Origin of the sequence: Nocardia nova NBRC 15556, from assembly GCF_001613005.1 — a bacterium.
Taxonomy (GTDB): Bacteria; Actinomycetota; Actinomycetes; order Mycobacteriales; family Mycobacteriaceae; genus Nocardia; species Nocardia nova.
On sequence record NZ_BDBN01000069.1, the window covers coordinates 1 to 20,702 of the forward strand.

Here is a 20,702-nt window from a genome sequence, read left to right on the forward strand (position 1 = left end):
CGCCGATCGCGGCGGGCGCCGGACTGGCCGACAGCGGCGCCGAGGCGGCGTCGCAGAACACCAGCAGCGACCCGGTGCAGACCGCCATCGGTGTGGCACAGGCGCTCGCGAGCGATCCGGGCGTGGTCAGCGCCGCGACCCAGGCGGCCAATGTCGCCGGATCGGTGGCCTCGACGGGTGTCTCCACGGTGGGCAATGTCGCCGGTACCGCGATCGCCGCGGCCACCGGCCATGCTGCGCCGGCCGCGAGCATGTCGCCGATGATGATGGGCGGCATCGGTGGTGTCGCCGCCGCCGGTGGCGCCGCGGCCGCCACTCGCGCCGTGTCCTTCGGTGGAAGCACCGTCGGTATCGGCAACGGCGCCGGCACGCTGCAACTCCCCGAGGGCTGGGGCGCCGGCAATGTGATCGGTGGTCCGGCCGCGACCGCGCCGGTGGCGGAGACCGCACCCGTCGCGCAGATGGGCGCACCGGCTCCGGCCCGCGCGAACAACGCCGCCGGTAACCCGCTGCTGGGCCGCCAGGTGAACAGCGACGACGACGAGGGCGAGCACCAGGGCAACGACTATCTGCGCGGTGAGCACTTCGCCGACGGCCGGGTCATCGCGTCCGGTGTCATCGGAGCGGACCCGGTCGCGGGAGCGCGCTAAGTGACCGTACTCGGCGCCGGCCGCGGGCCGTCGATGCTCGAGTCCGTCGTGTTGTCGCTCGACGAGATGCAGTTTCTGCTGGAGAAACTGGAGATCGACGAGGTGCCGGTCGTGCTGAATGCGATGGGCCGCTACGACAACGTCGTCGACCACGACCGGGCGATGTCCGCGGCCGCTGAATCGCTCACCGCGCGTGAGCTACTCGTCGACGGGGTCGTCCATCACGACCTGGAAGACCGGCTGCGCGGGCTGTACCGCCCACACTGGGTGATCTCGATGCGCTGGTACGTCGGCGACCGGGTGAACCGATTCTGCCTCGCGAAGGGCGACAACCTCGATGTCGTCGCCCTGCGCGGGCCGAATTCCTACAGCATCGACGAGGCCGGACACGACCTGCCGGGCACGATCATGGCGGCGCTGGGTCCGGCGGAGGCGCTCGAGCTCAGTGGAATGAACGTCCTGACCGAGGAACTCAAGCCGATCCTCGGTGATGCCGGGGATGCCACGACCACCGCCCAGCGCCTGGGCCGGGTGGGGCGGCCGCCCCGCGACGCGCAGGCGCTGGCCTCGGCGCTGGTCGAAATCCATTCGCATGCTTCGATCGTCGGCGTGGTGTACAACGATGCCAGCCGTGACATCTCCGACGGGATGATCGCGGTATACAACACCCGCAACGGGCGATTCATCGGGGTCACCACCCGCTCCGACGACGAGGTCATGTGGACCTCGCTGGCGAGCGGAACACCGGGCCGGCTGCGGACCGCGATCAAGGACCTCATCGAAAAGCTTCCGCTCCGCGAGGATTTCAAGCCGACGACGCCCGGCGTCGGCTAACCCATCGGGTCGTCGGCCTTCGGTTCGACCTGGTATCCGAACGGCGGGGTATAGCGGCCCCAGCGGACACAGGTCCAACCGCCGTCGGCCGTCGGGGCCAGTTCGATGGTCTCGGTGTTGTCCAAATGGTTGTTGGTCGTGAACGGCGGTGCGACGCCGGTGAGTTCACGGGCCGCCAGTCGCATCGCGGCGCCGTGACTGACCAGCAGCACGTCGCGCGAATTCGAACCGGGGAGCAGATAGGTGTCCCGGAGTTGTTCCAGCACGGGCAGATACCGCTCGAGGACCTCCTCGCCGGATTCGCCGCCCGGAAGCCGCGTATTCAGCTCGCCCAGATGCCAGGACCGGTAGACGCGCTGGAATTCCCGATGCGCCGCTTCGGAGTTCTGCCCCTCCAGCTCGCCGACCTGTACCTCGTACACGCCGTCGACCACCTCGGCCCCCACACCGGTCACCGATTCGATATGGCCCGCGGTCTGCTGAGCACGCAGCGCCACCGAGGAATACAACCGCACCGGCGGCACCGCCAACCGCGCGGCGAACGACTTGGCTTGAGCCACACCGCGTTCGGTGAGCGGTAAGCCGGGAACGCGGGTATCCAGAAGTTTCGCGACATTGCCCTCGGTCTCGCCGTGACGGACCAGCACCAACCTGCCGGAACCACGGACGGGATCGAGAGTCGCACCGATTTCGGTCATGAGGCGTCCACCCCCTTTTTCACATCGTCCAACCAGGCCGCCGCCGGCTCGTCGGCGGGCGGCGGCGAACCACTCGGTGAACTGGCCGGCCAGGAGCCCAGGTACCGGATCCGCCCGGCGGTCCGGTGCAGCGCTTTCAGGGCCTCGGCGACGGCGGTGTCGTCGATATGGCCGACACAATCCAGATAGAAGCGATAGGTACCCATCCCGGTGCGCGTCGGCCGGGATTCGATCCGGGTCAGATCGACACCGCGAGTGGCGAATTCGGCGAAAACCCGCATCAGCGACCCGGGTTCGTTCGCCAATTCGAGCACCACCAGCGAGGTGCGGTCGGCACCGGTCCGGGCCGGCGCCTCGCACGGCGGAGTGACCAGCACGAAGCGGGTAATGGCCTGGTCGTGGTCGGCGACGCCGGTGGCCAGTTCGATGAGGTTCAGGCGCTGACCGGCCAGCGTGGTCGAGACCGCGGCGTCGGCATGGCCGGCCACGACATCTTCGGCCGCGGCCGCGTTGGAGGCCGACGTGTACAGCGCTGCCTGCGGCATCCGATCCGCCAGCCACAAGCGCACCTGCGCGGCCGCCACCGGATAGGCCGCGACCGTGCGCACCCGCGACAGTTCCATACCGGGTTTCGCCACGATCGTGAACGCCACGTCGAGCTCGGTTTCGGCGATGATCTGCAGCCGCGGGCCCACCGCGAGGGCGTCCAGGGTCGCCGAGATGGAACCCTCCACCGAGCTCTCGATCGGCACCACCGCGCCGTCGGCCGCACCGGAGCGGATCATCTCGAGTGCCGCGCCCTGACTGGGTGCGGCGATCCGCTCGACCGGCTCGTCGAAGGCCCCGTCCGATTCGAGTCGGGCCAGGGCCATCTCGGTGAAAGTTCCCGACGGTCCGAAATAGGCGATACGCGGCACGGATACGACATTACTGGCAGTTGGCTGCGCGCTCGCCGTTTGCGCGTACCCAGCGGTAACAGCCCAGGTCGTGGCGGGCGGCGATCAGGGCGCCAGCACCCGCAGCGCCGCCGTCACCGCCTCCACCCGTTCGGTTTCGACGGCCAGCAGCACCTCGCGCAGCGCCTGAACGGCCGGCGCCGACAGGCCGCGCAGGAATTCGATATCGGGGCTGGTCAGTGCGGTCCGGATATTCTCGCCGCACAACGCGGCCACTGTGGCGGCGACGATCGCGACCGCCCGCTCGCCCGAGGCGGTCACGGCGACGAATCCGGTATCGGAATGTGCCACGCCGACCAGGAATTCGGCGACGCGCTCATCGGACAGGGTCAGGTCGAGCCCCGGCGCCTGGGGATTCGCCGACGGCAGCCGGACCAGCCCGTCCACCAGATCGGACGGGCCCGTGGTGGGCACGCTCAGCGACAGCAGAACGGGTTCGGAGGCGGGCGTCGAATCGTGCGGCACATTTCCACCGTAGCGAGCGCAATGCTTGCGCAACGACGGGCCGTGACTTAGCTTAGGTTTACCTAATTATCCGCCGTATCCCGGGTTCGTCACTGGAGGTCTGTATGCGCCGCACGATCACGTCCGCCGCTCCATCCGCCGCGGAGCGGATCCGCAGCGCGTGCGCCCATGCCGAGAGTTCCGTCCTGGCCCTGCCCGGCACCGATCCGATTCCCACGACCGTGCATCATCTGCGCGCGTGCGGCGATGTGGTCGTCGCCGTCGCGCGCAATTCGGCGGCGGCGTCCGCCGCGGCGGCCGAGGTCGGTTCGCCGGGGGTGCTGGAGCTGACCGACCACGCACCCCTGGCGTTGCGCGAGCCCGTGCGGGCGCTCGTCTGGCTGCGCGGGCGGGTGCGCGCGGTACCCGGACATGCCCAGCGCGCCTTGGCATCTCAGGTCGCGAGCGAATATCCGCATCCGGGTCTGCTCGATGTCGGTCACACCAGCACGCTGCTGCGAGTGGTGCTGGAATCGGCAGTCGTCGCCGATTCCGCCGGCGCCGAATCGGTCTGCCCGCACGATCTGCGCAGCGCCGACGCCGACCCGTTCTGGGAGCTGGAAGCGGCCTGGCTGCACCATATGGACTCCGATCACGCGGATGTGATCGCCCGGCTGGCCCGCCACCTGCCGGTCCGGCTGCGCGGTGGTTCGGTGCGGCCGCTGGCCATCGACCGCTACGGCGTCACGCTCCGGGTCGAGGGACCCGACACCGATCACGATGTGCGACTGCCCTTCCACGCACCGGTGGACGATGTGCAGTCACTGAGCCGCGCGGTGCGGATCCTCGCCGGCTGCCCGTTCCTCGACCGCATGCACGGCTCCGATCGCTCCGCCTGAGAGCACGCCGGATACGCGGCACTCGGCGGAGCACCCCTAGATTGTTCCTATGGTTCCGGGTGATCGTTTCGCAGCTACCTGGCCCGATCCCGCTGCGGAGCGCGACCGGTTCGCCGTCCGGGTGGAGATCGCGATCGTCCTGGTCGTCACCTTCGGGACGAGCGGGGCCGGTGCGGCACTGTCGCTACTGGAAAGCGCGCTGGCGCCGGGCGGAATCGGCGGGCAGCAGGTCGCGCTGAATCCCTCGCGGGCCGCGCAGTCGACGATCGATCTGCTGTTTCAGCTGTTGAGCGTCGCACGACTGATCGGCTGGGGTGCGCTGGGACTGTATCTGTTGTGGCGCAGCGGAATCGGGCCGCGACTGATCGGGCTGGCGCGGCTCCGGTGGCGTGGTGACGTGGTCCCCGGCCTCGTCCTCGCCGCGGTGATCGGCCTGCCCGGACTGGGTCTGTATCTGGCCGCCCATGCGCTGGGGCTCAGCGTGACGATCGTGCCCAGTTCCCTGCACGACCACTGGTGGCGATTGCCGGTGCTGGTGCTCTCGGCCATCGCGAATGCCGTGGCCGAGGAGATCATCGTCGTCGGGTATCTGATCAGCCGGCTGCGCACGCTCGGGTGGTCGGAGAACCGATCACTGGCCGCGTCGGCGCTGCTGCGTGGCAGTTATCACCTGTATCAGGGGTTGGGCGGAGGCATCGGCAACCTGGTGATGGGGGTGATCTTCGGCCGGTACTGGCAGCGGACCGGACGGCTGTGGCCGCTGATCCTGGCACACGCGACGATCGATTCGGTCGCCTACATCGGCTACACCGCACTGCACGGCCACGTCTCCTGGTTGCCGTAAGACCGGGCCGACCTGCGGGAATCAGCCACGTTCACCCCCGCGGACGCATTGTGCCGACGAGCACAACGCCCCGGTCAGTACCATCTCGGTGGTGAACGGCGACGACCCCCAGCAGTATCCGCGGACCCGCCGGGTGCCGCCGCCGGCGGGCCCGGACGGTCGGCGCATGCCGCCGCCGGATCGGCACGGCCACGATCCGCGAGTTCCGCCCGGTTCCGGACGGCCGATGCCACCCGGCTCGGGCCGCCCGCCGAATTCGGGCCGTCCTCCCGGCTCGGGCCGGCCGCTGCCGCCCGGGCGCCCACCGATCGAACCGACCCAGGTCATCCACCGCGACGGCAACAATCCGCCGCTGGCCTGGTCACAGGTCCCGAGCAGTCCCGCCCGGCCGCGCGGTAACCCGCAGCCCTTCGAACACGGCGTCGCACCCGGCGGCGAACCGCCCACCCACGCTCCGACGCAGCGCCCGGTTCCGTACCGGGAACCACCGCCGCCGCCCCCGGCACGTCCCCGCCGCACCGAACGCCCGCCGCGCGAACCACGTGCGCCGCGCACCCGCCGGAAATGGCATTGGGGCAGGTGGTTGCTGATTCTGCTGCTCATCATCGTTCTGCTGCCGGTCGCGGGGGTGATCTATCTGGATCGCTCACTGCACCGCATCGACGCCCTGTCCGCCTATCCCGACCGGGTCGCGCAGACCGCCGGCACGAACTGGCTGCTCACCGGATCCGACACCCGCGTCGGTCTGACGCCGGAACAGGAGAAGGAGCTGTCGACCGGCGACAGCGCCGATGCCGGTGGTGAGCGCAGCGACACCATCATGCTCGTGCACATCCCGAAATCCGGTGCGCCCACCGTGGTGAGCCTGCCGCGCGATTCGTATGTGAGCATTCCGGGTGTCGGCAAGGACAAACTCAACGCGGCGTTCTCCGCGGGCGGTCCGAAATTGCTGGTGCAGACGGTCGAGAACGCGACCGGCCTGCGGATCGATCATTTCGCCGAGATCGGCTTCGGCGGTTTCGCGGGCATGGTCGATTCGCTCGGCGGGATCGATATGTGCCTGCCCGATGCGATCGACGATCCCAAGGCCGGCATCGACCTCCCGGCGGGATGCCAGCATCTGTCCGGCTCCCAGGCGCTCGGCTTCGTGCGTACCCGGGCCACGCCCCGGGCGGATCTGGACCGCATGAACAATCAGCGGCTGTTCCTTTCCGCGCTGCTGGACAAGGCGACCAGCGCCGGTACGCTCGCCAATCCGTTGAAGGTGTGGCCGCTGGCTCGCGATGTGGCGTCCTCACTGCAGGTCGACAAGGGAGATCACATCTGGGATCTCGGCCGGCTGGGCTGGGCGCTGCACGGTAAGACGATTGCCACCACGGTGCCGATCGGCGGTTTCACCGACGAGTCCGGCTCGGGCAATGTGCTGTTGTGGGACAAGGATCGGGCGAGCCGATTCTTCGACGCGCTGGCACACGACCAGGCGATCCCGGACGATCTGCTCACCCGGTAGCGTCGGGGACATGCCCGGTACCGGCCCCTTCCCCGAACTCCTGCGCGCGCAGATACGGCACGAATTCACCGCCTCGCAGCAATATCTCGCCGCCGCCGTCTATTTCGACGCGCAGCGACTGCCGCAGCTGGCACGTATTTGCTATGCAGGCGCGGAGGACAAACGCGCCCATGCTTTGCGGATGGTGCAGTATCTGCTCGACCGGGATGTCGCCGTCACGGTCACGGGTACCGACGAGGTGTGTTCGGAATTCGAATCACCCTCGGCCACCGTGGAATTCCTGCTTGCTCGCGAACGGGAGCTGACCGATCTCATCACCACACTGACCCGGATCGCCCGGGATGCGGGCGATTATCTCGGCGAACAGTTCATCCGCTGGTTTCTCGAAGACCAGCTCGAGGAGGTGGCGCGGCTCACCACACTGGTGGCGGTCTGCGAGCGCGCGGCCGGCAATCTGTTCGACATCGAGGAGTTCGTGGCGCGCGAGATTCCGGCCACACGCGCGCCCGATGCCTCCGCGCCGAAACCCGCGGGAAGCGCGCGGCGATGAAATGCGGGCGAGGCTCGAAATCGCAGGCAGTCAGCGAATTCACCGAATGCGGCCCGTCGCAAGGGTGCGACTGCGATAACTAAGGCAACACTTGCCTCATTAAGGGTGTACTTGGATGACAGCCGAAGTTGACCAGCACTAATGTCGGGCCCATGTCCAGCCACCCCGATTCCTCGCACAGCAAATTTCACGCCCTGCTCCACGATCAGATCAGGCATGAATTCAATGCCGAGCACCAGTACATTGCGATCGCGGTGTGGTTCGACAACGCCGACCTGCCGGTTCTGGCGAAGCACTTCTATGCCCAGGCCATCGAGGAACGCAATCACGCGATGATGATCGTGCAGTATTTCCTCGATCGGGATATGAGCGTCGAACTCTCCGGAGTCGATGGCGCGCGCTCGCAATTCGAGAATGCGCGCGAGCCGATCCAATTGGCGCTGCAGCAGGAGAAGACCGTCACCGAGCAGATCATCCAGTTGGCCAGTACCGCCCGCGAAGAGGGCGATTACCTGGGCGAGCAGTTCATGCAGTGGTTCCTGAAGGAACAGGTCGAAGAGGTGGCGCGGATGACCACGCTGCTCACCGTCGCGGATCGGGCCGGGTCGAATCTGTTCGATCTCGAGTATTTCGTCTCCCGCGAGATGAGCGGTCCGAGCGATGCCTCGGGGGCGCCCTCGGCGGCCGGCGGAAACATCTGACGCGAGACGAAACGTGAAGAACGAACTCGGCCTGCCGTCCGGCGGGCCGAGTTCGTCGTCTGAAGCCGATGCGAAACGCTTGTCCCGCAGCGGGTTTCGCTAGCGCAGGGTGACCTGGCGCGAGCGCAGCCCGTCGCGCGAGCGCCGCTCGTCGGAACTCATCGGGGCTTCGGAGGCCAGCGCTTCGGCCAGACGAGCGCCGAATTCGTTTGCGGGGGTGACCCATTCACTCGGGTGGCGTTCGCGATCCAGATCGAAGACCGGCACCAGCAGGCCGTGCGTGCGGAACGAGCCCGCGAATCGGGAACCCTCGCCCAGGTGCAGTCCGCCCGCGGCGTGCACGCGCGCGAGGGCCAGCATCAGGTCATCCTCGTCCTCGGGCCGGACCCAGCGCAGATGCGCCTTCTCCCCCGCGTCGACCCACCACGCCGCGCCCACGGATTCGGCGCCGAGAGCGAGCCGATCCGACGGCATGATCGCCTGATCGGCCTGGTCGATCGTCGCGGCGACCTGCGGATCCGGCGTGACGCCCTCCGGGACCCACCACTGGAAGTTCTGGTGGACGGTCAGATCCAGAGGCGCCTTGGGGTCGATCACCTCGGTCAGCGGGGGCACCGTGTCCTGGGCGGCCTCACTTGCCGCGGTGAGCGATGCGCCGGGTTCGGCGGCCTGCGTCCACAGAATCGCGGCGGCCAGGTCGGCGGCCGGATTCTCCGACTGGAACTGCACCTGCGCCCCGACGAAACCGGTCGGCTCGTCACCGGCACGGACCAGGGCGGCGACGGCGCCGGGCAGCACGGTGGCCAGGGTCACCGGACGCTCGGCGGAGACGCCGGCGGCCAGTTTCAGGGTCGCGGTCGCCGACGGAACGAACTCGCGGAGTGCGACCAGGTCGCATTCGGCGGCCAGCCCGGCGAAGGGACGCGTGACGGCCGAGGCGGCCTGCTGTTGCGCCGCACGACGTTCGGCGAGGCGCTGAGCCCGATTACTGTCGGGCTTGGGAGTATTGCGCTTCTTCTTACCCACGAACGCAGAACCTACATGTTCCGCGGCCATCGGCGCGCAGGGGCGCACCGAATCCGCCGCGCAGGGGCGCCGAATCCGCCCCGCGGGACGCATCGAGTCGGCCGCCGGGGCCGGCCGGGTGGATCAGATACCGTCCAGCACGGTTTTGGTCCGGCCGGGATGGTTGGTCGCGACCCAGCTGACGCCCAGCTCCGCGCACAATTCGACGTCCTGGGGATCGTCGACGGTCCAGCAGTAGGTGGCGCGGCCGGCCGCCGCGGCCTTGTCGACGAGTTCGGGATGTTCGCGCAGGGTTTTCACCGACGGGCCGACCGCGGTGGCGCCGACCGTCGTGGCGGCGCTGCCGCCCAGATACCGCGAGGATTCACCGAGCAGCACGGTCGGCAGCAGCGGCGCGGCGCGGCGGATGCGCCATACCGCGGTGGCGGCGAACGACATCACGACCGCTCGGGAATGGTCGGCCGAGGCCGGTGTGGCGATGCCGAAGCGCTGCAATTCGGCCAGCACCTTGTTCTCCACCAGCGCGCCGTAGCGGACCGGATGCTTGGTCTCGATGAACAGTTTGGTCGGCCGGCTGCGCCAGTCCAGTACCAGCGTGATCAGCTCGGTCAGCGTCAGCACGGGTGCGGGGCTGCCGTCACCGCCGAAGTCGAGTTCGCGCAGCTCGTCGAGGGTCATCTCGCTGACCAGGCCGGTGCCGGACGAGGTACGGTCCACGGTCCGGTCGTGCACACAGACCAGGTGACCGTCACGGGTCAGCCGGACATCGCATTCGACACCGTCGGCGCCCTCCTCCAATGCCAGCTCGTAGGCGGCGAGGGTGTGTTCGGGACGGGTCCCCGACGCACCCCGGTGCGCGACCACGAACGGTGCGCGATTGCCCTGGCTCACTTGGCCATGACCTCCTCTTGTTCGACGCGCTCCGCTTCGGTGTGCTCGGCTTCGGTGTCCGGTGCTTCGACGTGGTCGCCGGCCGACCGGTTGTCGGCTTCCACCGCGGCGACCGGATGGACGGGCTCGATCACCGGCACCGCCGGACCGGTCGCGGGCAACCAGCGCTTGGGCATCCGGATCCGGCCGCGCAGATCACGACCCTCGCACATCCGCAGCACCCACAGCGACAGCACCGCCGCCGCGACCGCGACCAGATCGGTGTAGACCGTGAAGATCACACCGTCGGCTTGGCCCTGCAGCGTATCGGCCGTACGCCAGAACAGCGACGCGATCACCATCACACCGTTGAGAACCCAGACACACCACCAGATCCGCACCGCGCGCAGCGCGCGCGGATCGCCACCCAGCTGACGCACCAGTTCGGTGAGGAAAACGCCGGGCCAGACCAGATTGACCACCGGAATGATCCCGCCGCACAGCAGCGCCCGCAGGGAGCGGGGATCGCGGCGGCCGTTGTCGGCATAGGCGCTGCGGCGCGCGCGGACCAGCCAGCCGATCAGGCCCACCGCGGTGACCAGCGCGCAGATCAGCGCGGCGACCGAGGTCGCGTAGACGGTGAGGTCGGAGAAGAACAGCAGCAGCGGCTGGATCAGCCGGGTGCGGTTGCGCAGCAGAATCAGATAGCGGCCGAATTCGGCGACCGCCGACAGTCCGAACAGGATGACGGTGGCGAGCAGCAGACCGGCCACCCGTTCGGTCAGCCAGTGCAGGACGGCCTGGACCCGGTTCTGCGGCGTGACGGCGACGTGCGGCGGCCGATCCCGCAGTCCCCAGCGCGGAATCTCGGTGTAGCGCGGGGTGGCGGGATCGACTGCGGGCGCCGGACGCGGACGTTCGCCCCGCGGGCCGCGCCCCGGCGGGCGGGCCACCCAGCGGTAGTTACGCCGTTCCGGCGGCGCGTCGACGGGTGCCGGCGACAGCAGCACACCGCGACAGCGCGGGCACCAGTGCATCGGGGTGCCGTGCACCGCCCAGCGGGCGCCGCACCGGGCGCAGGGTTGCACGACCGTACTCACCGGGCTGCTCCCCCTTCCATCCAGTCGACCTTCATCATCGGGTGTGCGGTTGCGCTCGTGGTGTTCGACGGCTCGTCAGTAGATTTTCGCCTCGTGATCGCCCGGGGTGCTCAGTGGGCGTCCGGCCTGCTGCCAGGCGACCATGCCACCGACGACCTGGTAGACCTCGAATCCCACGTACGCCAGATATTTGGCGACCTCGATCGAGCGCCCGCCCTGCCGGCAGACCACGTAGATCTCGGCGTCGTAGTCCAGTTCGTCCAGGCGTGCGGGCACGTCGACCATCGGGATGTGCAGCGCGGCCGGCGCGTGGCCGAGCTGCCATTCGTCGGCTTCGCGGACATCGAGCAGGATCGCGGACGGGGCGCCGGTACCGGATCCGGCACCCGCCGACGGTGCGGCGTCGAATTCGGCAGGCAGATCCTGGACCGGCACCGAGGGGATTTCGGAGCTCGTCACAATGGACGATCCTGCCATGTCCCCCGGATCGGCGGGGAGACCCGGCAGTCGATCGCCCGGGTGAACTCCAGGTTTGTTCCGGCCGCCGATACCGTGCCGCACACCCCGGGCAAACCGACCTGTGTATATCTCACCCCCAGTTATCCACATAATCCACAACCTCATCCACAGGTTGCGACTTGCGAGACCGGTCGGTTCGCATCATCCGATTCGGGAAAACGGAACGGGGGCCGCTCCGGGACTCCCCTCCTCGTCCCGGAGCGGCCCCCGCCGCCGCCTGCGGGCCTCTGCGCTGGTCAACGGCGTATGACCGGCCGCTACGAGAACCCGACACATACTTGGACGGGCCGTCTGACCGATCGGTTCCCTCTCTCCGGCAAAAAACCGACAACACTAGCGAGAAACCGAAATACCGAGCTCGACGGCGGGGAATCGGTAGCCTGACGCTATGGACGCGAGCAGGGCGTTACTCGACGGATTGGATACGGCCGGGCTCAACACCGCACTCGCCGAGGCGACCTGTCTCGGACTCGTGGTCGACGCCGCGGACGCACGACTTCGAATCGAACTGGAGGTGCTCACCCTCCCCGGTGACGGGCAGCCCGCCGACGGCCGGGTGTCGCTCACACTGTCCGGGGTCAGCCGGGTCGCGGCATCCCTGCGCCAGCAGCGCTGGGACGATCTGGAACCGCATATCTTCCCCCTCACCCTCGACACCCTCGGGGACGCCATCGCCGGATTCGGCGGCGGCGCCCTGCACGGCTGGGATTTCATCGACGTCGACGACAGCGGCTGGGCGCTGTGGCGCGAGCTGCTGAGCTTCGACACCACGATCAGCGATCGGACCCCTGCCCACGTCCTCGAGTTCTCCCAGCAGGAGGGCACCGATCCCCGCGAACTGGATGTGCGGGTCTGGTTCGAGGACGTCACCATCGAGACCGCCGACGGAAGTCTGGTCGGTCTCGACGAATTCGCGGCCGGCGCGCGGCGCTGGTGGGAGGCGCACGACTCGTGCGATCCGCGCACCATGCTGCCCGACGTCGCACCGCCGATGTAGGCCCGGATCGCGCCGCCGAAGTGGCGGAACCCGGTATCGGGATCCACGCGAAATGTGCGCCGACATGCGTTCAGCGTGAATAAATCTCCGAGCCGGGGCATATCTCGGGCATGCGCCCTCGATCCTGGCCGCACAGTCGATTTCGGGCCGTGGGAATCTAGGGTGGACCGGACCCGGTTGCATCGAGCGGGTGTACGAATGAAGGTTGGTGTGCTCGACAAGACCGGGTACACGCGCCGACATCATGAGGAAGGGACATCGTGGCTGAGTACACGCTGCCAGATCTGGATTACGACTACGGCGCCTTGGAGCCTCACATCTCCGGGCAGATCAACGAGATTCACCACTCGAAGCATCACGCCGCATACGTCGCCGGCGTCAACACCGCGCTCGAGAAGCTGGAAGCCGCGCGCGAGGCCGAGGACCACGGCGCGATCTTCCTGCACGAGAAGAACCTGGCCTTCCACCTCGGTGGTCACGTGAACCACTCGATCTGGTGGAAGAACCTGTCCCCCAACGGCGGCGACAAGCCGGTCGGGGACCTGGCCGCCGCGATCGACGACCAGTTCGGATCGTTCGACAAGTTCCGCGCGCAGTTCACCGCTGCCGCCAACGGCCTGCAGGGTTCGGGCTGGGCCGTGCTGGGTTACGACACCCTCGGCCAGAAGCTGCTGACCTTCCAGCTGTACGACCAGCAGGCCAACGTGCCGCTCGGCATCATTCCGCTGCTGCAGGTCGACATGTGGGAGCACGCCTTCTACCTGCAGTACAAGAACGTCAAGGCCGACTACGTGAAGGCGTTCTGGAACGTCGTCAACTGGGCCGATGTGCAGGAGCGCTTCGCCAAGGCCGTCGCCCAGGGCAAGGGCCTCATCTTCGGCTGAGCCGATCGGCCTCTCCGCGTACTCAGGCCATACCGTTCCGGTATGGCCTGAGTTGCGTTCGGGGCCGTGTTTCGACCGTGTTACCTGCGATTTAGCACTCTCTGGTACTTGTGTGCCAGACATTGTTCGAGTCATTCTCGGGTACTCCTATCGCACGATAGGCCGAGGACGGGCTCGCTCACCGCGGAGCCGCCCCCGTTGACAGTTCGGGAGGCATCCGATGCGTACGAACAATCCGGTCGGGGTCACGCCGTTCCAGGCCCGCGGCCTGCTGCGTGGCTTCGTGATCTCCGGGCGCTGGCCCGATACGACCAAGGAATGGGCGCAACTGCTGGCGCTCGCGGTGCGGGTGGCGAGCCTGCCCGGCCTGCTGACCACCACGACGGTCTTCGGGGCGCGCGAAGAACTGCCCGACGACCCTCATCCGGGCACCGTCGGACTGGTGGTGGCCGAGGGGCCGGTATTGGGCGAGGAAGCGATCGAGCCGGGGCGCTTCGCCGATCATGTGCCGCCCGCGCTGATGATGTTGCATCCGCCCTCCGAGACGAATCCGTCGCTACCCGAATGTGTCGGCGCCGCGTCGGGATGCGTTCTGCTGCCGGGCGTTCCGCATCTGGGGCTGGCGCACCGGGCGGCGTGGGTGGAGGCCGAACTCGACGGCACCGTCACCTCCATGGTCAGCCGCGTGGGCGTGGATCCGATCTCGGATCCCGATACCGCGGTGCTGGCCATGCTGCTCGCCGCCTGAGGTCCACGACGCCCCTTCCCACCCGCGACACGGCGGTCCGAACGAGGTGCCCAGCCCCGGCGAAACCCCTTCGACGGGTACCCGAAACTTTTCGGCCGCATCGCCAAACTTATTGCGCGCATTGCGATTTCGGCAACAGGGAGTTGGCAGCCGGGTAGGGGTAAGGGTAAGCTGAGATACAGCGAAGGGGAGTAGCCCGCAATCGCATGGTCGACATACTGATCCGCTGGACGGATCCGGCCATGCGAACCGGTTTTCCGGTGGACGAGACCTTCGGCCGACGACACACCGTTCATGCGGCGTGGTCGGCTGAGGGCGCCCGTCTTCGGCCGATACGCCGGAGACCTGGGAGCCGATAATGATCGCCGCGATACTACTGAGCTTCGGCGTGCTCTTCGTCGCCGAACTCGGCGACAAATCGCAGCTGATGGCCTTGACCTTCGCTCTGCGTTACCGCTGGTGGATCGTGCTGGGCGGTATCACCGTCGCGAGCGTGCTGGTGAATGTGATCGCCGTCGGCGTAGGACATTTCCTCGGAGCTGCCCTGCCCACCGAGTTGATTGCACTCTGCACCGGCATCATCCTGCTGGCGGTCGGTGTGTGGACGCTATGGGCGTCCAGGCACGAGGAACCCGATCCCGACGAACCCGTACCCACCGGCCCCACCTCCGCCGGCCGCGCCTTCCTCATCGTGATCTCGTCGTTCCTGCTCGCCGAACTCGGCGATCGGACCATGTTCGCCACCATCGCGCTGGCGTCCAATCACAACTGGGTGGCCGTCTGGGCGGGTTCGGTCGCGGGCATGGTCGCGGCCGGCGGTCTCGCCATCGCGATCGGCATCACGGTGGGCAAGCACATTCCGGAACGAGCGGTCGCGGTCGCTTCCGGCCTGCTGTTCCTCTACATCGGTGCCGCCACCCTGCTCGGCGCGGTGGCGCCGGACCTGGGCAAACTCGGCGAATACTCGCTCGCGGCCGTCGTGCCGCTGCTCGGCGGTGCGGTGTGGGGCCTGCTCGGGCGCCCGGATCGGCACGAGGAGGAGCCGGCGGAACCGCATTCACTGCAGGGGCGCTGAGCGGCCGGCGGCCCGGCCTGGTTCGGCTATCGCCGACAGATCGCGGGCCAGACGGGCCGCGGCCTCCCGCAATTCCGGCGGCTCGACGACGTCGACCTCGAAACCCAGGCGCACGATGCGGACCGCGAGCCAGTCGAGGTCGTCGCCGGCCACCGTCAATACCGACCAGCCGTCGCGATCGTCTTCGACGCGGCCGACCTGGGGCGGAATCAGGTCGCGCACCCGGGCGGAATCGGCATGCACACGGATTCGGGCGAGGTGGCGGTACGGCGCCTCGGCCACCGATCGCTGGACGTAGCCGACCGGGTCCGGATGGTCGCGGGGACGGAAACGCCAGGTCGTGGCCTGCACCTCCCGCATGCGGTCGAGGCGGAAGGTGCGCCAGTCGTCGCGGTCCACATCGCGGGCCATGAGATACCAGCGCCGGCCGGTGGTGACCATGCGGACCGGTTCGACAGTGCGTTCACCGGCGGCCCCGGTGCGGCCGGCGTAGTGGAAGCGGACCCGGACGGCGTCCCGGCAGGCCCGGGCGAGCGTCATCAGCAACTCGGCGTCGATCTCGATTCCCGGACCGGCCATGGTCTCGGTCGCGTCGTGGACCGCGCGCACCTCGGCCCGCAATCGGGGCGGCATCACCTGATCGAGCTTCGTGAGCGCCCGCAGCGCCGCCTCACCCGCGCCCGCGACGGTTCCTCCGGTGGCCAGGCGCAGCGACACCGCGGTGGCGATGGCCTCCTCGTCGTCGAGCAGCAGCGGCGGCAGCCGCTTACCCGCGCCGAGTTGGTATCCCCCGCCGACACCGGCCGTGGCCTGGACGGGATAACCGATCGCGCGCAGACGCTCGACGTCGCGGCGCACCGAACGATCGGTGACGCCCAGCTCGGCGGCCAGTTCGGTGGCCGTCCACGACGGCCGCCGTTGCAGCAGGGCCAGCAGCCGCAGCACCCGTTCGGTAGTCGCCTCGACGGTCATGTGCTCATGGTGGCACAGATTGCGGAAGGTTTCTGTCCGCTATTCGCGCGAAGCTGTGTCCATGACCGACTGGAACAAACTGCTGCGCGAGCAGATCGACTGGCACTGGACCAACCAACTCCGGCCCCGGCTCGACGGGCTCACCGACGACGAGTACTTCTGGGAACCCGTGCCCGGCTGCTGGAACCTGCACCCGCGCGGCGCCGGCAGCGCACCGATCCAGGGTGGTTCCGGTGCGATGACCATCGACTTCGCCTTCCCGCCGCCGGAGCCCGCGCCGTTCACGACGATCGCGTGGCGGCTCGGCCATGTGATCGTCGGCGTACTCGCCGTGCGCAACGCCGCGCACTTCGGGCGCGCGGCCACCGACTACTATTCGTTCGAGTACGCCGAGACCGCGAAAGACGCACTGGCCCAACTCGATTCGGAATATGCCACCTGGCTGGGCGGCATCGAATCGCTGGGCGAAGACGGCCTCGACCGTCCGTGCGGTGCGGCCGAGGGGCCCTATGCCGAACTCCCGCTCTCGGCACTGGTTTTGCACATCCATCGCGAACTGATCCACCATCTGGCGGAGGTCTGCCTGCTGCGCGACCTCTACCTGCACCGGAACCGACAGGAGGCGAGCTGATGGCCCGCGATGTCCAGATCACCTTCGACTGCGGCGATCCCGCGACATTGGCCGAGTTCTGGGCCGACGCCCTCGGCTACCGGCTGCAGGATCCACCACCCGGATTCCGGACCTGGGACGAGGCGCTGGCGGCCATGCACGTGCCGCCCGAACGGCGCAACGACGCTTCGGCGCTGATCGACCCCGAGGGCGCCGGTCCGCGGCTGTTCTTCCAGCGGGTGCCCGAGGGCAAACAGGCCAAGAACCGCGTACACCTGGACGTGCGGGCGGCCCCGGGCCTCAGCGGCGACGAACGGATGGCGGCCTTGGAGGCCGAGGCCGAGCGGCTCGTATCCCGCGGCGCGACCAGGCTGCAGCGCCACGAACCCGCTCCCCCGCTGGGCAACGGGCATATCGTGATGGCCGATCCGGAGGGCAACGAATTCTGCCTCGACTGAGTCGGCATCCCGCGGTGGTCACCAGGGATCGAAATGCTCCCGCGGATCGGTGCGATCGAGGGCGCCGGGGTCGGCGAGCACACCGCCGAACAGATCGCCGCTGCGGCGGACCAACTCGAGCATGGGCTCGCGCAACTCGCGCAGCCCGTCCAGATCATCGGCCGCGACGTGGGCTGTCACCATGGCGCTGAGGGCGGCCACCATGGTGCGGCACGCGAAGCGCTGCTGATCGGTGCGGGCGTCGAGAATGTCCGCGACGAGCGAGACGAACGATTCCTGCAGTTCCGCGCGCCGCGCGATCGCCTTGGGCCCCGCGGCGTAGACCTCGACGAGGAATAGGCGCGCATAGGCCGGTTCGGAGGCCAGACCGTCGAGGTAGGCGTCGAGCAAGGCGCCGATCGGCGGGCCGGCCGGGGCATCGGGCCGGCGCGCAGGATTTCGTGCGGAATCGCTGCCGCCGGTGCCGGTCCCGGCGGACCGATCCGGGACCGGTGGCAGCGCGTCCTGCATGCGTGCGATCAGCAGTTCCACCGCTCGCTCGTAGGCCGCCTCGAAACAATCCTCTTTCGAGCGGAACTGCTCGTAGAAGGTCTCCCGCGACACACCCGCTCGCTTGAGCACCGCCGCGACCGACGTGCCCACATAGCCGTGCGCGGCCATCGCATCCGCCATCGCCGCGAGGATTCGGTCGCGCTGGTCCTGGACGACCGTTTCCCGCGGGATTCCGTGCCGGCCCCGAGGGAGCCGGCGGTCCGCGGGGGCCGAGGCGGTCATGTGGTTACTCCATCGATCGATCGCGTACCGGTTCGCAAACGAAACTAGCTGGTTGTCTTCCATTCTGCGCGGTGCCGGCTTCCCACGCGGCGCACCCCCGGCTGTGACCGCACCCACGCCCGATATGGTGCTGTTGACGGAAGGCCAGTACCCATAGGGCCGTCACTAACGAGAGGACCAAACACCGTGGAGATTTCGGGCTCCGCCGCGATCATCACCGGAGCTGCGTCCGGTCTGGGCGCCGCGACCGCAAAACGCTTCGCCGACCAGGGTGCGACCGTATTCGGTCTCGATCTGGCTCAGTCGATCGAACGGGCCGGCGACAGCGTCCCCGCCGGTGTCACCCTGATCCCGACCGACGTGACCAGCAACGACGAGGTCGCCGCCGCGGTGGCGAAGGTCGTCGAATCCGGTGTGCCGCCGCGCATCGTGGTCAACTGCGCCGGTGTGGGCTGGGCGGGACGCATCCTGTCCAAGAACGGCCCGCACGATCTGGAGCTGTTCCGGACCGTGATCACCGTGAATCTGCTGGGCACCTTCAACGTGATGCGCCTGGCCGCCGATGCCATCTCCAAGACCGAGCCGGTCGACGAGTACGGCCAGCGCGGCGTCGTGATCAACACCGCGTCGGTGGCGGCGTTCGAGGGCCAGATCGGCCAGATCGCCTACTCCGCCTCCAAGGGCGGCGTCGCCGGCATGACCGTTCCGGCCGCGCGCGACCTGGCCCAGTTCGGCATCCGCGTCAACACCATCGCCCCCGGCATCATCGACACCCCGATGCTGGCCGGCGTCACCGAGGAGTACCGCAAGGGCCTCGAGGCCGGTGTGCCGTTCCCCTCGCGCCTGGGCCGCCCGGACGAGTACGCGCAGCTCGCGCAGTACATCACCGAGCACGACTACCTGAACGGCGAGACCTTCCGCATGGACGGTGCGCTGCGCATGGCGCCGCGCTGACGCCGGCTCGCAATTGCGCTCGAGGCCGACACGGAAACCCGTGTCGGCCTTTCGATTTCGTGGACGAACGGCTGCGCGGGCCGTGGGCTGCGCTCGGGGCCGGCGGGTCGACGGTTGTGAACGGCCACAATTTTTGCGGCGCGGTTTCGGGGCGGCTGACGATGAATTTCTCCCCAGCGGGAAATACGGCTATGTTAAAGCCTATTCTACTGGGAAGTAAGTTCATAAGGCCAGGTCGTAACGATGAAGTTGGATCGCAGTGCACAGGACTCGAGGGCGAGTGGATCGCCGAGACGGCGCCGCGGGGGCATACGTCGGATCGTGGCGCTCGGGGCCGCGGCGTGTGCGGGGGCGACGCTCGGTGGCGTGGCCGCCGGTACCGCCACCGCCACCCCGGTGAGCGAGTTCTACACTCCCCCTGCGCAATTCGCGACCGCGCCGGGATCGGTGATCAAGACCGAGCCGATGCCGGTGTTCATCGCACCGCCCGGGCTCGGGCCATGGCCGGTGAGCGCGCAGAAGGTCATGTACACCTCGCAGACCCAGGACGGTGAGCCGGTCGCGGTCAGCGGAACCTACATCGACGCGACTCGCCCGTGGCAGGGCACCGGGCCGCGGCCGACCGTCGTCATCGCGCCCGGCACCTCCGGTCAGGGCGATCAGTGCGCGCCGTCGGAGGCCTTCTCCACCGGCCTCTACGCCGACATCACGCCGCCGAGCGTCTCCGCGAATCAGGAGGCCGTCTCGGCCATGGCCTGGAACTCGCTCGGCGCCCGGGTCTTCGTGACCGACTACATCGGGCTCGGCACCCCCGGCGTCCATACCTACGTCAACCGCGTCGAGGAGGCGCACGCCGTCCTCGATGCCGCGCGCGCCGCGAATGCGCTCTCCGGCACCGGCCCGCGCACACCGCTGGCCTTCTGGGGCTATTCCCAGGGCGGCGGCGCGACCGCGGCCGCGGCGGAACTACAGCCGAGTTACGCCCCCGAACTGGACCTCAAGGGCGTCTGGGCGGGCGCGCCGGTGGCCGATCTGTCGGCGGTCCTGCAGAAGATCGACGGCAATCTGATCGGCGGCGTGGTCGGATACGCCCTCAACGGATTCCTGGCTCGTTATCCGGACCTGAAGCCCGAACTGGACAAGCGGGTCACGCCGCAGGCCCAGGAACTGCTCGCGGATCTGCAGAACGAGTGCATCGGCGATGTGATCCTGAAGCACCCGTTCCTGCACGGCAGTGATTTCACGGCCGATCACCGGTCGATCCTGGACAACCTGCGCGAGGTACCGGCCGCCATCGACATTCTGGATCGGCAGCGCATCGGCACGCTCACGCCGAGCGCGCCCGTCCTGATCACCAGCGGCATCAACGACGACACCGTCCCCTACGACCAAGCCCGGCGGCTGGCCGGCGACTGGTGCGGTCACGGCGCGACCGTCACGTTCCGCACCGACACTCTGCCGCCGATCCTGCCCGGTGCGGCGCTGCCCAATCACTTCGGACCCGAAATCATCGACGGGTTCGGAACCGACAACGCCATCTCGTATCTGGTCGATCGGCTGAACGACAAGCCGGTCGCCGGCTGCACCGTCGACTGAAGACACGGCCATCGGCGCACCGCGCCGAAAGGA

The 20,702-nt window shown here is 68.5% G+C and carries 23 protein-coding genes and 1 pseudogene; 15 read left to right on the forward strand and 9 right to left on the reverse strand.

The features are described from left to right. Both NN2_RS37855 and NN2_RS25160 read left to right on the forward strand, forming a co-directional pair. A pseudogene (locus NN2_RS37855) lies at window positions 1-650 on the forward strand (PPE family protein); the annotation flags it as partial. Continuing rightward, the gene (locus NN2_RS25160; RefSeq protein WP_063016459.1) at window positions 651-1,484 is read left to right on the forward strand and encodes an ESX secretion-associated protein EspG; all 834 of its coding nucleotides are present in this window, start codon (window positions 651-653) and stop codon (window positions 1,482-1,484) included. Here the strand turns inward: NN2_RS25160 and NN2_RS25165 are convergent. The 3 genes from NN2_RS25165 to NN2_RS25175 all read right to left on the reverse strand — a co-directional run bounded on the left by NN2_RS25165 (window position 1,481) and on the right by NN2_RS25175 (window position 3,603). After that, complete coding sequence (locus NN2_RS25165; protein WP_063016461.1) at window positions 1,481-2,182, reverse strand: histidine phosphatase family protein; 702 nt, start codon at window positions 2,180-2,182, stop codon at window positions 1,481-1,483. The two genes, NN2_RS25160 and NN2_RS25165, sit on opposite strands and share 4 nt — an antisense overlap. Further along, window positions 2,179-3,099, reverse strand: coding sequence for a prephenate dehydratase (gene pheA, locus NN2_RS25170; protein WP_063016463.1), 921 nt, complete (start codon window positions 3,097-3,099; stop codon window positions 2,179-2,181). Before pheA ends, NN2_RS25165 begins: the two co-directional genes overlap by 4 nt. Before the next feature lie 84 nt (window positions 3,100-3,183). Next, on the reverse strand, window positions 3,184-3,603 hold the full coding sequence (locus tag NN2_RS25175; protein WP_063016466.1) for a hypothetical protein: 420 nt from the start codon (window positions 3,601-3,603) through the stop codon (window positions 3,184-3,186). Window positions 3,604-3,707: 104 nt separating this feature from the next. Between NN2_RS25175 and NN2_RS25180 the strand changes: the two genes are divergently transcribed. The 5 genes from NN2_RS25180 to NN2_RS25200 all read left to right on the forward strand — a co-directional run bounded on the left by NN2_RS25180 (window position 3,708) and on the right by NN2_RS25200 (window position 8,086). Further along, window positions 3,708-4,481: a DUF2470 domain-containing protein gene (locus tag NN2_RS25180; RefSeq protein ID WP_063016468.1), complete on the forward strand. Its 774-nt coding sequence runs from the start codon at window positions 3,708-3,710 to the stop codon at window positions 4,479-4,481. A gap of 49 nt (window positions 4,482-4,530) precedes the next feature. Beyond that, window positions 4,531-5,325 carry a CPBP family intramembrane glutamic endopeptidase gene (locus NN2_RS25185; RefSeq protein WP_063016471.1) on the forward strand — a complete coding sequence of 265 codons (795 nt, stop codon included), beginning with the start codon at window positions 4,531-4,533 and terminating at the stop codon, window positions 5,323-5,325. 91 nt (window positions 5,326-5,416) lie between these two features. After that, the gene (locus NN2_RS25190) at window positions 5,417-6,835 is read left to right on the forward strand and encodes an LCP family protein (RefSeq protein WP_439955865.1); all 1,419 of its coding nucleotides are present in this window, start codon (window positions 5,417-5,419) and stop codon (window positions 6,833-6,835) included. Between the two features lie 10 nt (window positions 6,836-6,845). Beyond that, window positions 6,846-7,385 carry a ferritin gene (locus NN2_RS25195; RefSeq protein WP_063016474.1) on the forward strand — a complete coding sequence of 180 codons (540 nt, stop codon included), beginning with the start codon at window positions 6,846-6,848 and terminating at the stop codon, window positions 7,383-7,385. Between the two features lie 152 nt (window positions 7,386-7,537). Next, window positions 7,538-8,086, forward strand: a complete 549-nt coding sequence (locus NN2_RS25200) for a ferritin (RefSeq protein ID WP_030516756.1) — start codon at window positions 7,538-7,540, stop codon at window positions 8,084-8,086. A 99-nt stretch (window positions 8,087-8,185) separates the two neighbouring features. Here the strand turns inward: NN2_RS25200 and NN2_RS25205 are convergent, their stop codons facing one another. The 4 genes from NN2_RS25205 to NN2_RS25220 all read right to left on the reverse strand — a co-directional run bounded on the left by NN2_RS25205 (window position 8,186) and on the right by NN2_RS25220 (window position 11,541). Then, window positions 8,186-9,142, reverse strand: coding sequence for a DUF5926 family protein (locus NN2_RS25205; RefSeq protein ID WP_063016476.1), 957 nt, complete (start codon window positions 9,140-9,142; stop codon window positions 8,186-8,188). A 93-nt stretch (window positions 9,143-9,235) separates the two neighbouring features. Continuing rightward, window positions 9,236-10,003 carry a glycerophosphodiester phosphodiesterase gene (locus NN2_RS25210; protein WP_063016478.1) on the reverse strand — a complete coding sequence of 256 codons (768 nt, stop codon included), beginning with the start codon at window positions 10,001-10,003 and terminating at the stop codon, window positions 9,236-9,238. After that, the gene (locus tag NN2_RS25215) at window positions 10,000-11,082 is read right to left on the reverse strand and encodes a DUF4328 domain-containing protein (RefSeq protein WP_231982919.1); all 1,083 of its coding nucleotides are present in this window, start codon (window positions 11,080-11,082) and stop codon (window positions 10,000-10,002) included. The genes NN2_RS25210 and NN2_RS25215 overlap by 4 nt, the downstream gene beginning before the upstream one ends. Before the next feature lie 75 nt (window positions 11,083-11,157). Further along, window positions 11,158-11,541 (reverse strand): rhodanese-like domain-containing protein, encoded by a 384-nt coding sequence (locus NN2_RS25220; RefSeq protein WP_174555014.1) that lies wholly within the window; start codon window positions 11,539-11,541, stop codon window positions 11,158-11,160. A gap of 448 nt (window positions 11,542-11,989) precedes the next feature. Between NN2_RS25220 and NN2_RS25225 the strand changes: the two genes are divergently transcribed. From NN2_RS25225 to NN2_RS25240, 4 genes are all read left to right on the forward strand, one after another. Further along, window positions 11,990-12,598, forward strand: a complete 609-nt coding sequence (locus NN2_RS25225) for a hypothetical protein (RefSeq protein WP_063016479.1) — start codon at window positions 11,990-11,992, stop codon at window positions 12,596-12,598. Window positions 12,599-12,858: 260 nt separating this feature from the next. Then, window positions 12,859-13,482 carry a superoxide dismutase gene (locus NN2_RS25230; protein ID WP_030516750.1) on the forward strand — a complete coding sequence of 208 codons (624 nt, stop codon included), beginning with the start codon at window positions 12,859-12,861 and terminating at the stop codon, window positions 13,480-13,482. Between the two features lie 220 nt (window positions 13,483-13,702). Beyond that, the gene (locus NN2_RS25235; protein WP_030516749.1) at window positions 13,703-14,230 is read left to right on the forward strand and encodes a hypothetical protein; all 528 of its coding nucleotides are present in this window, start codon (window positions 13,703-13,705) and stop codon (window positions 14,228-14,230) included. A 358-nt stretch (window positions 14,231-14,588) separates the two neighbouring features. Then, a complete protein-coding gene (locus NN2_RS25240) occupies window positions 14,589-15,305 on the forward strand; it encodes a TMEM165/GDT1 family protein (RefSeq protein WP_063016481.1) in 717 nt (238 codons plus the stop codon). On the opposite strand, the gene NN2_RS25245 is transcribed toward NN2_RS25240, so the two are convergent. Beyond that, on the reverse strand, window positions 15,288-16,277 hold the full coding sequence (locus tag NN2_RS25245; RefSeq protein ID WP_063016483.1) for a helix-turn-helix transcriptional regulator: 990 nt from the start codon (window positions 16,275-16,277) through the stop codon (window positions 15,288-15,290). The genes NN2_RS25240 and NN2_RS25245 overlap by 18 nt on opposite strands. 61 nt (window positions 16,278-16,338) lie before the next feature. On the opposite strand from NN2_RS25245, the gene NN2_RS25250 reads away from it, so the two are divergent. Both NN2_RS25250 and NN2_RS25255 read left to right on the forward strand, forming a co-directional pair. Further along, on the forward strand, window positions 16,339-16,908 hold the full coding sequence (locus NN2_RS25250) for a DinB family protein (RefSeq protein WP_030516746.1): 570 nt from the start codon (window positions 16,339-16,341) through the stop codon (window positions 16,906-16,908). Then, window positions 16,908-17,345, forward strand: coding sequence for a VOC family protein (locus NN2_RS25255; protein WP_063016485.1), 438 nt, complete (start codon window positions 16,908-16,910; stop codon window positions 17,343-17,345). Before NN2_RS25250 ends, NN2_RS25255 begins: the two co-directional genes overlap by 1 nt. Window positions 17,346-17,363: 18 nt before the next feature. Here the strand turns inward: NN2_RS25255 and NN2_RS25260 are convergent, their stop codons facing one another. Beyond that, window positions 17,364-18,119, reverse strand: coding sequence for a TetR/AcrR family transcriptional regulator (locus NN2_RS25260; RefSeq protein WP_063016487.1), 756 nt, complete (start codon window positions 18,117-18,119; stop codon window positions 17,364-17,366). A 186-nt stretch (window positions 18,120-18,305) separates the two neighbouring features. Between NN2_RS25260 and NN2_RS25265 the strand changes: the two genes are divergently transcribed. Together NN2_RS25265 and NN2_RS25270 are read left to right on the forward strand one after the other, a co-directional pair. Beyond that, a complete protein-coding gene (locus NN2_RS25265) occupies window positions 18,306-19,073 on the forward strand; it encodes an SDR family NAD(P)-dependent oxidoreductase (protein WP_030516743.1) in 768 nt (255 codons plus the stop codon). A gap of 243 nt (window positions 19,074-19,316) precedes the next feature. Further along, a complete protein-coding gene (locus NN2_RS25270) occupies window positions 19,317-20,669 on the forward strand; it encodes a lipase family protein (RefSeq protein WP_063016489.1) in 1,353 nt (450 codons plus the stop codon). Window positions 20,670-20,702: the final 33 nt, after the last annotated feature.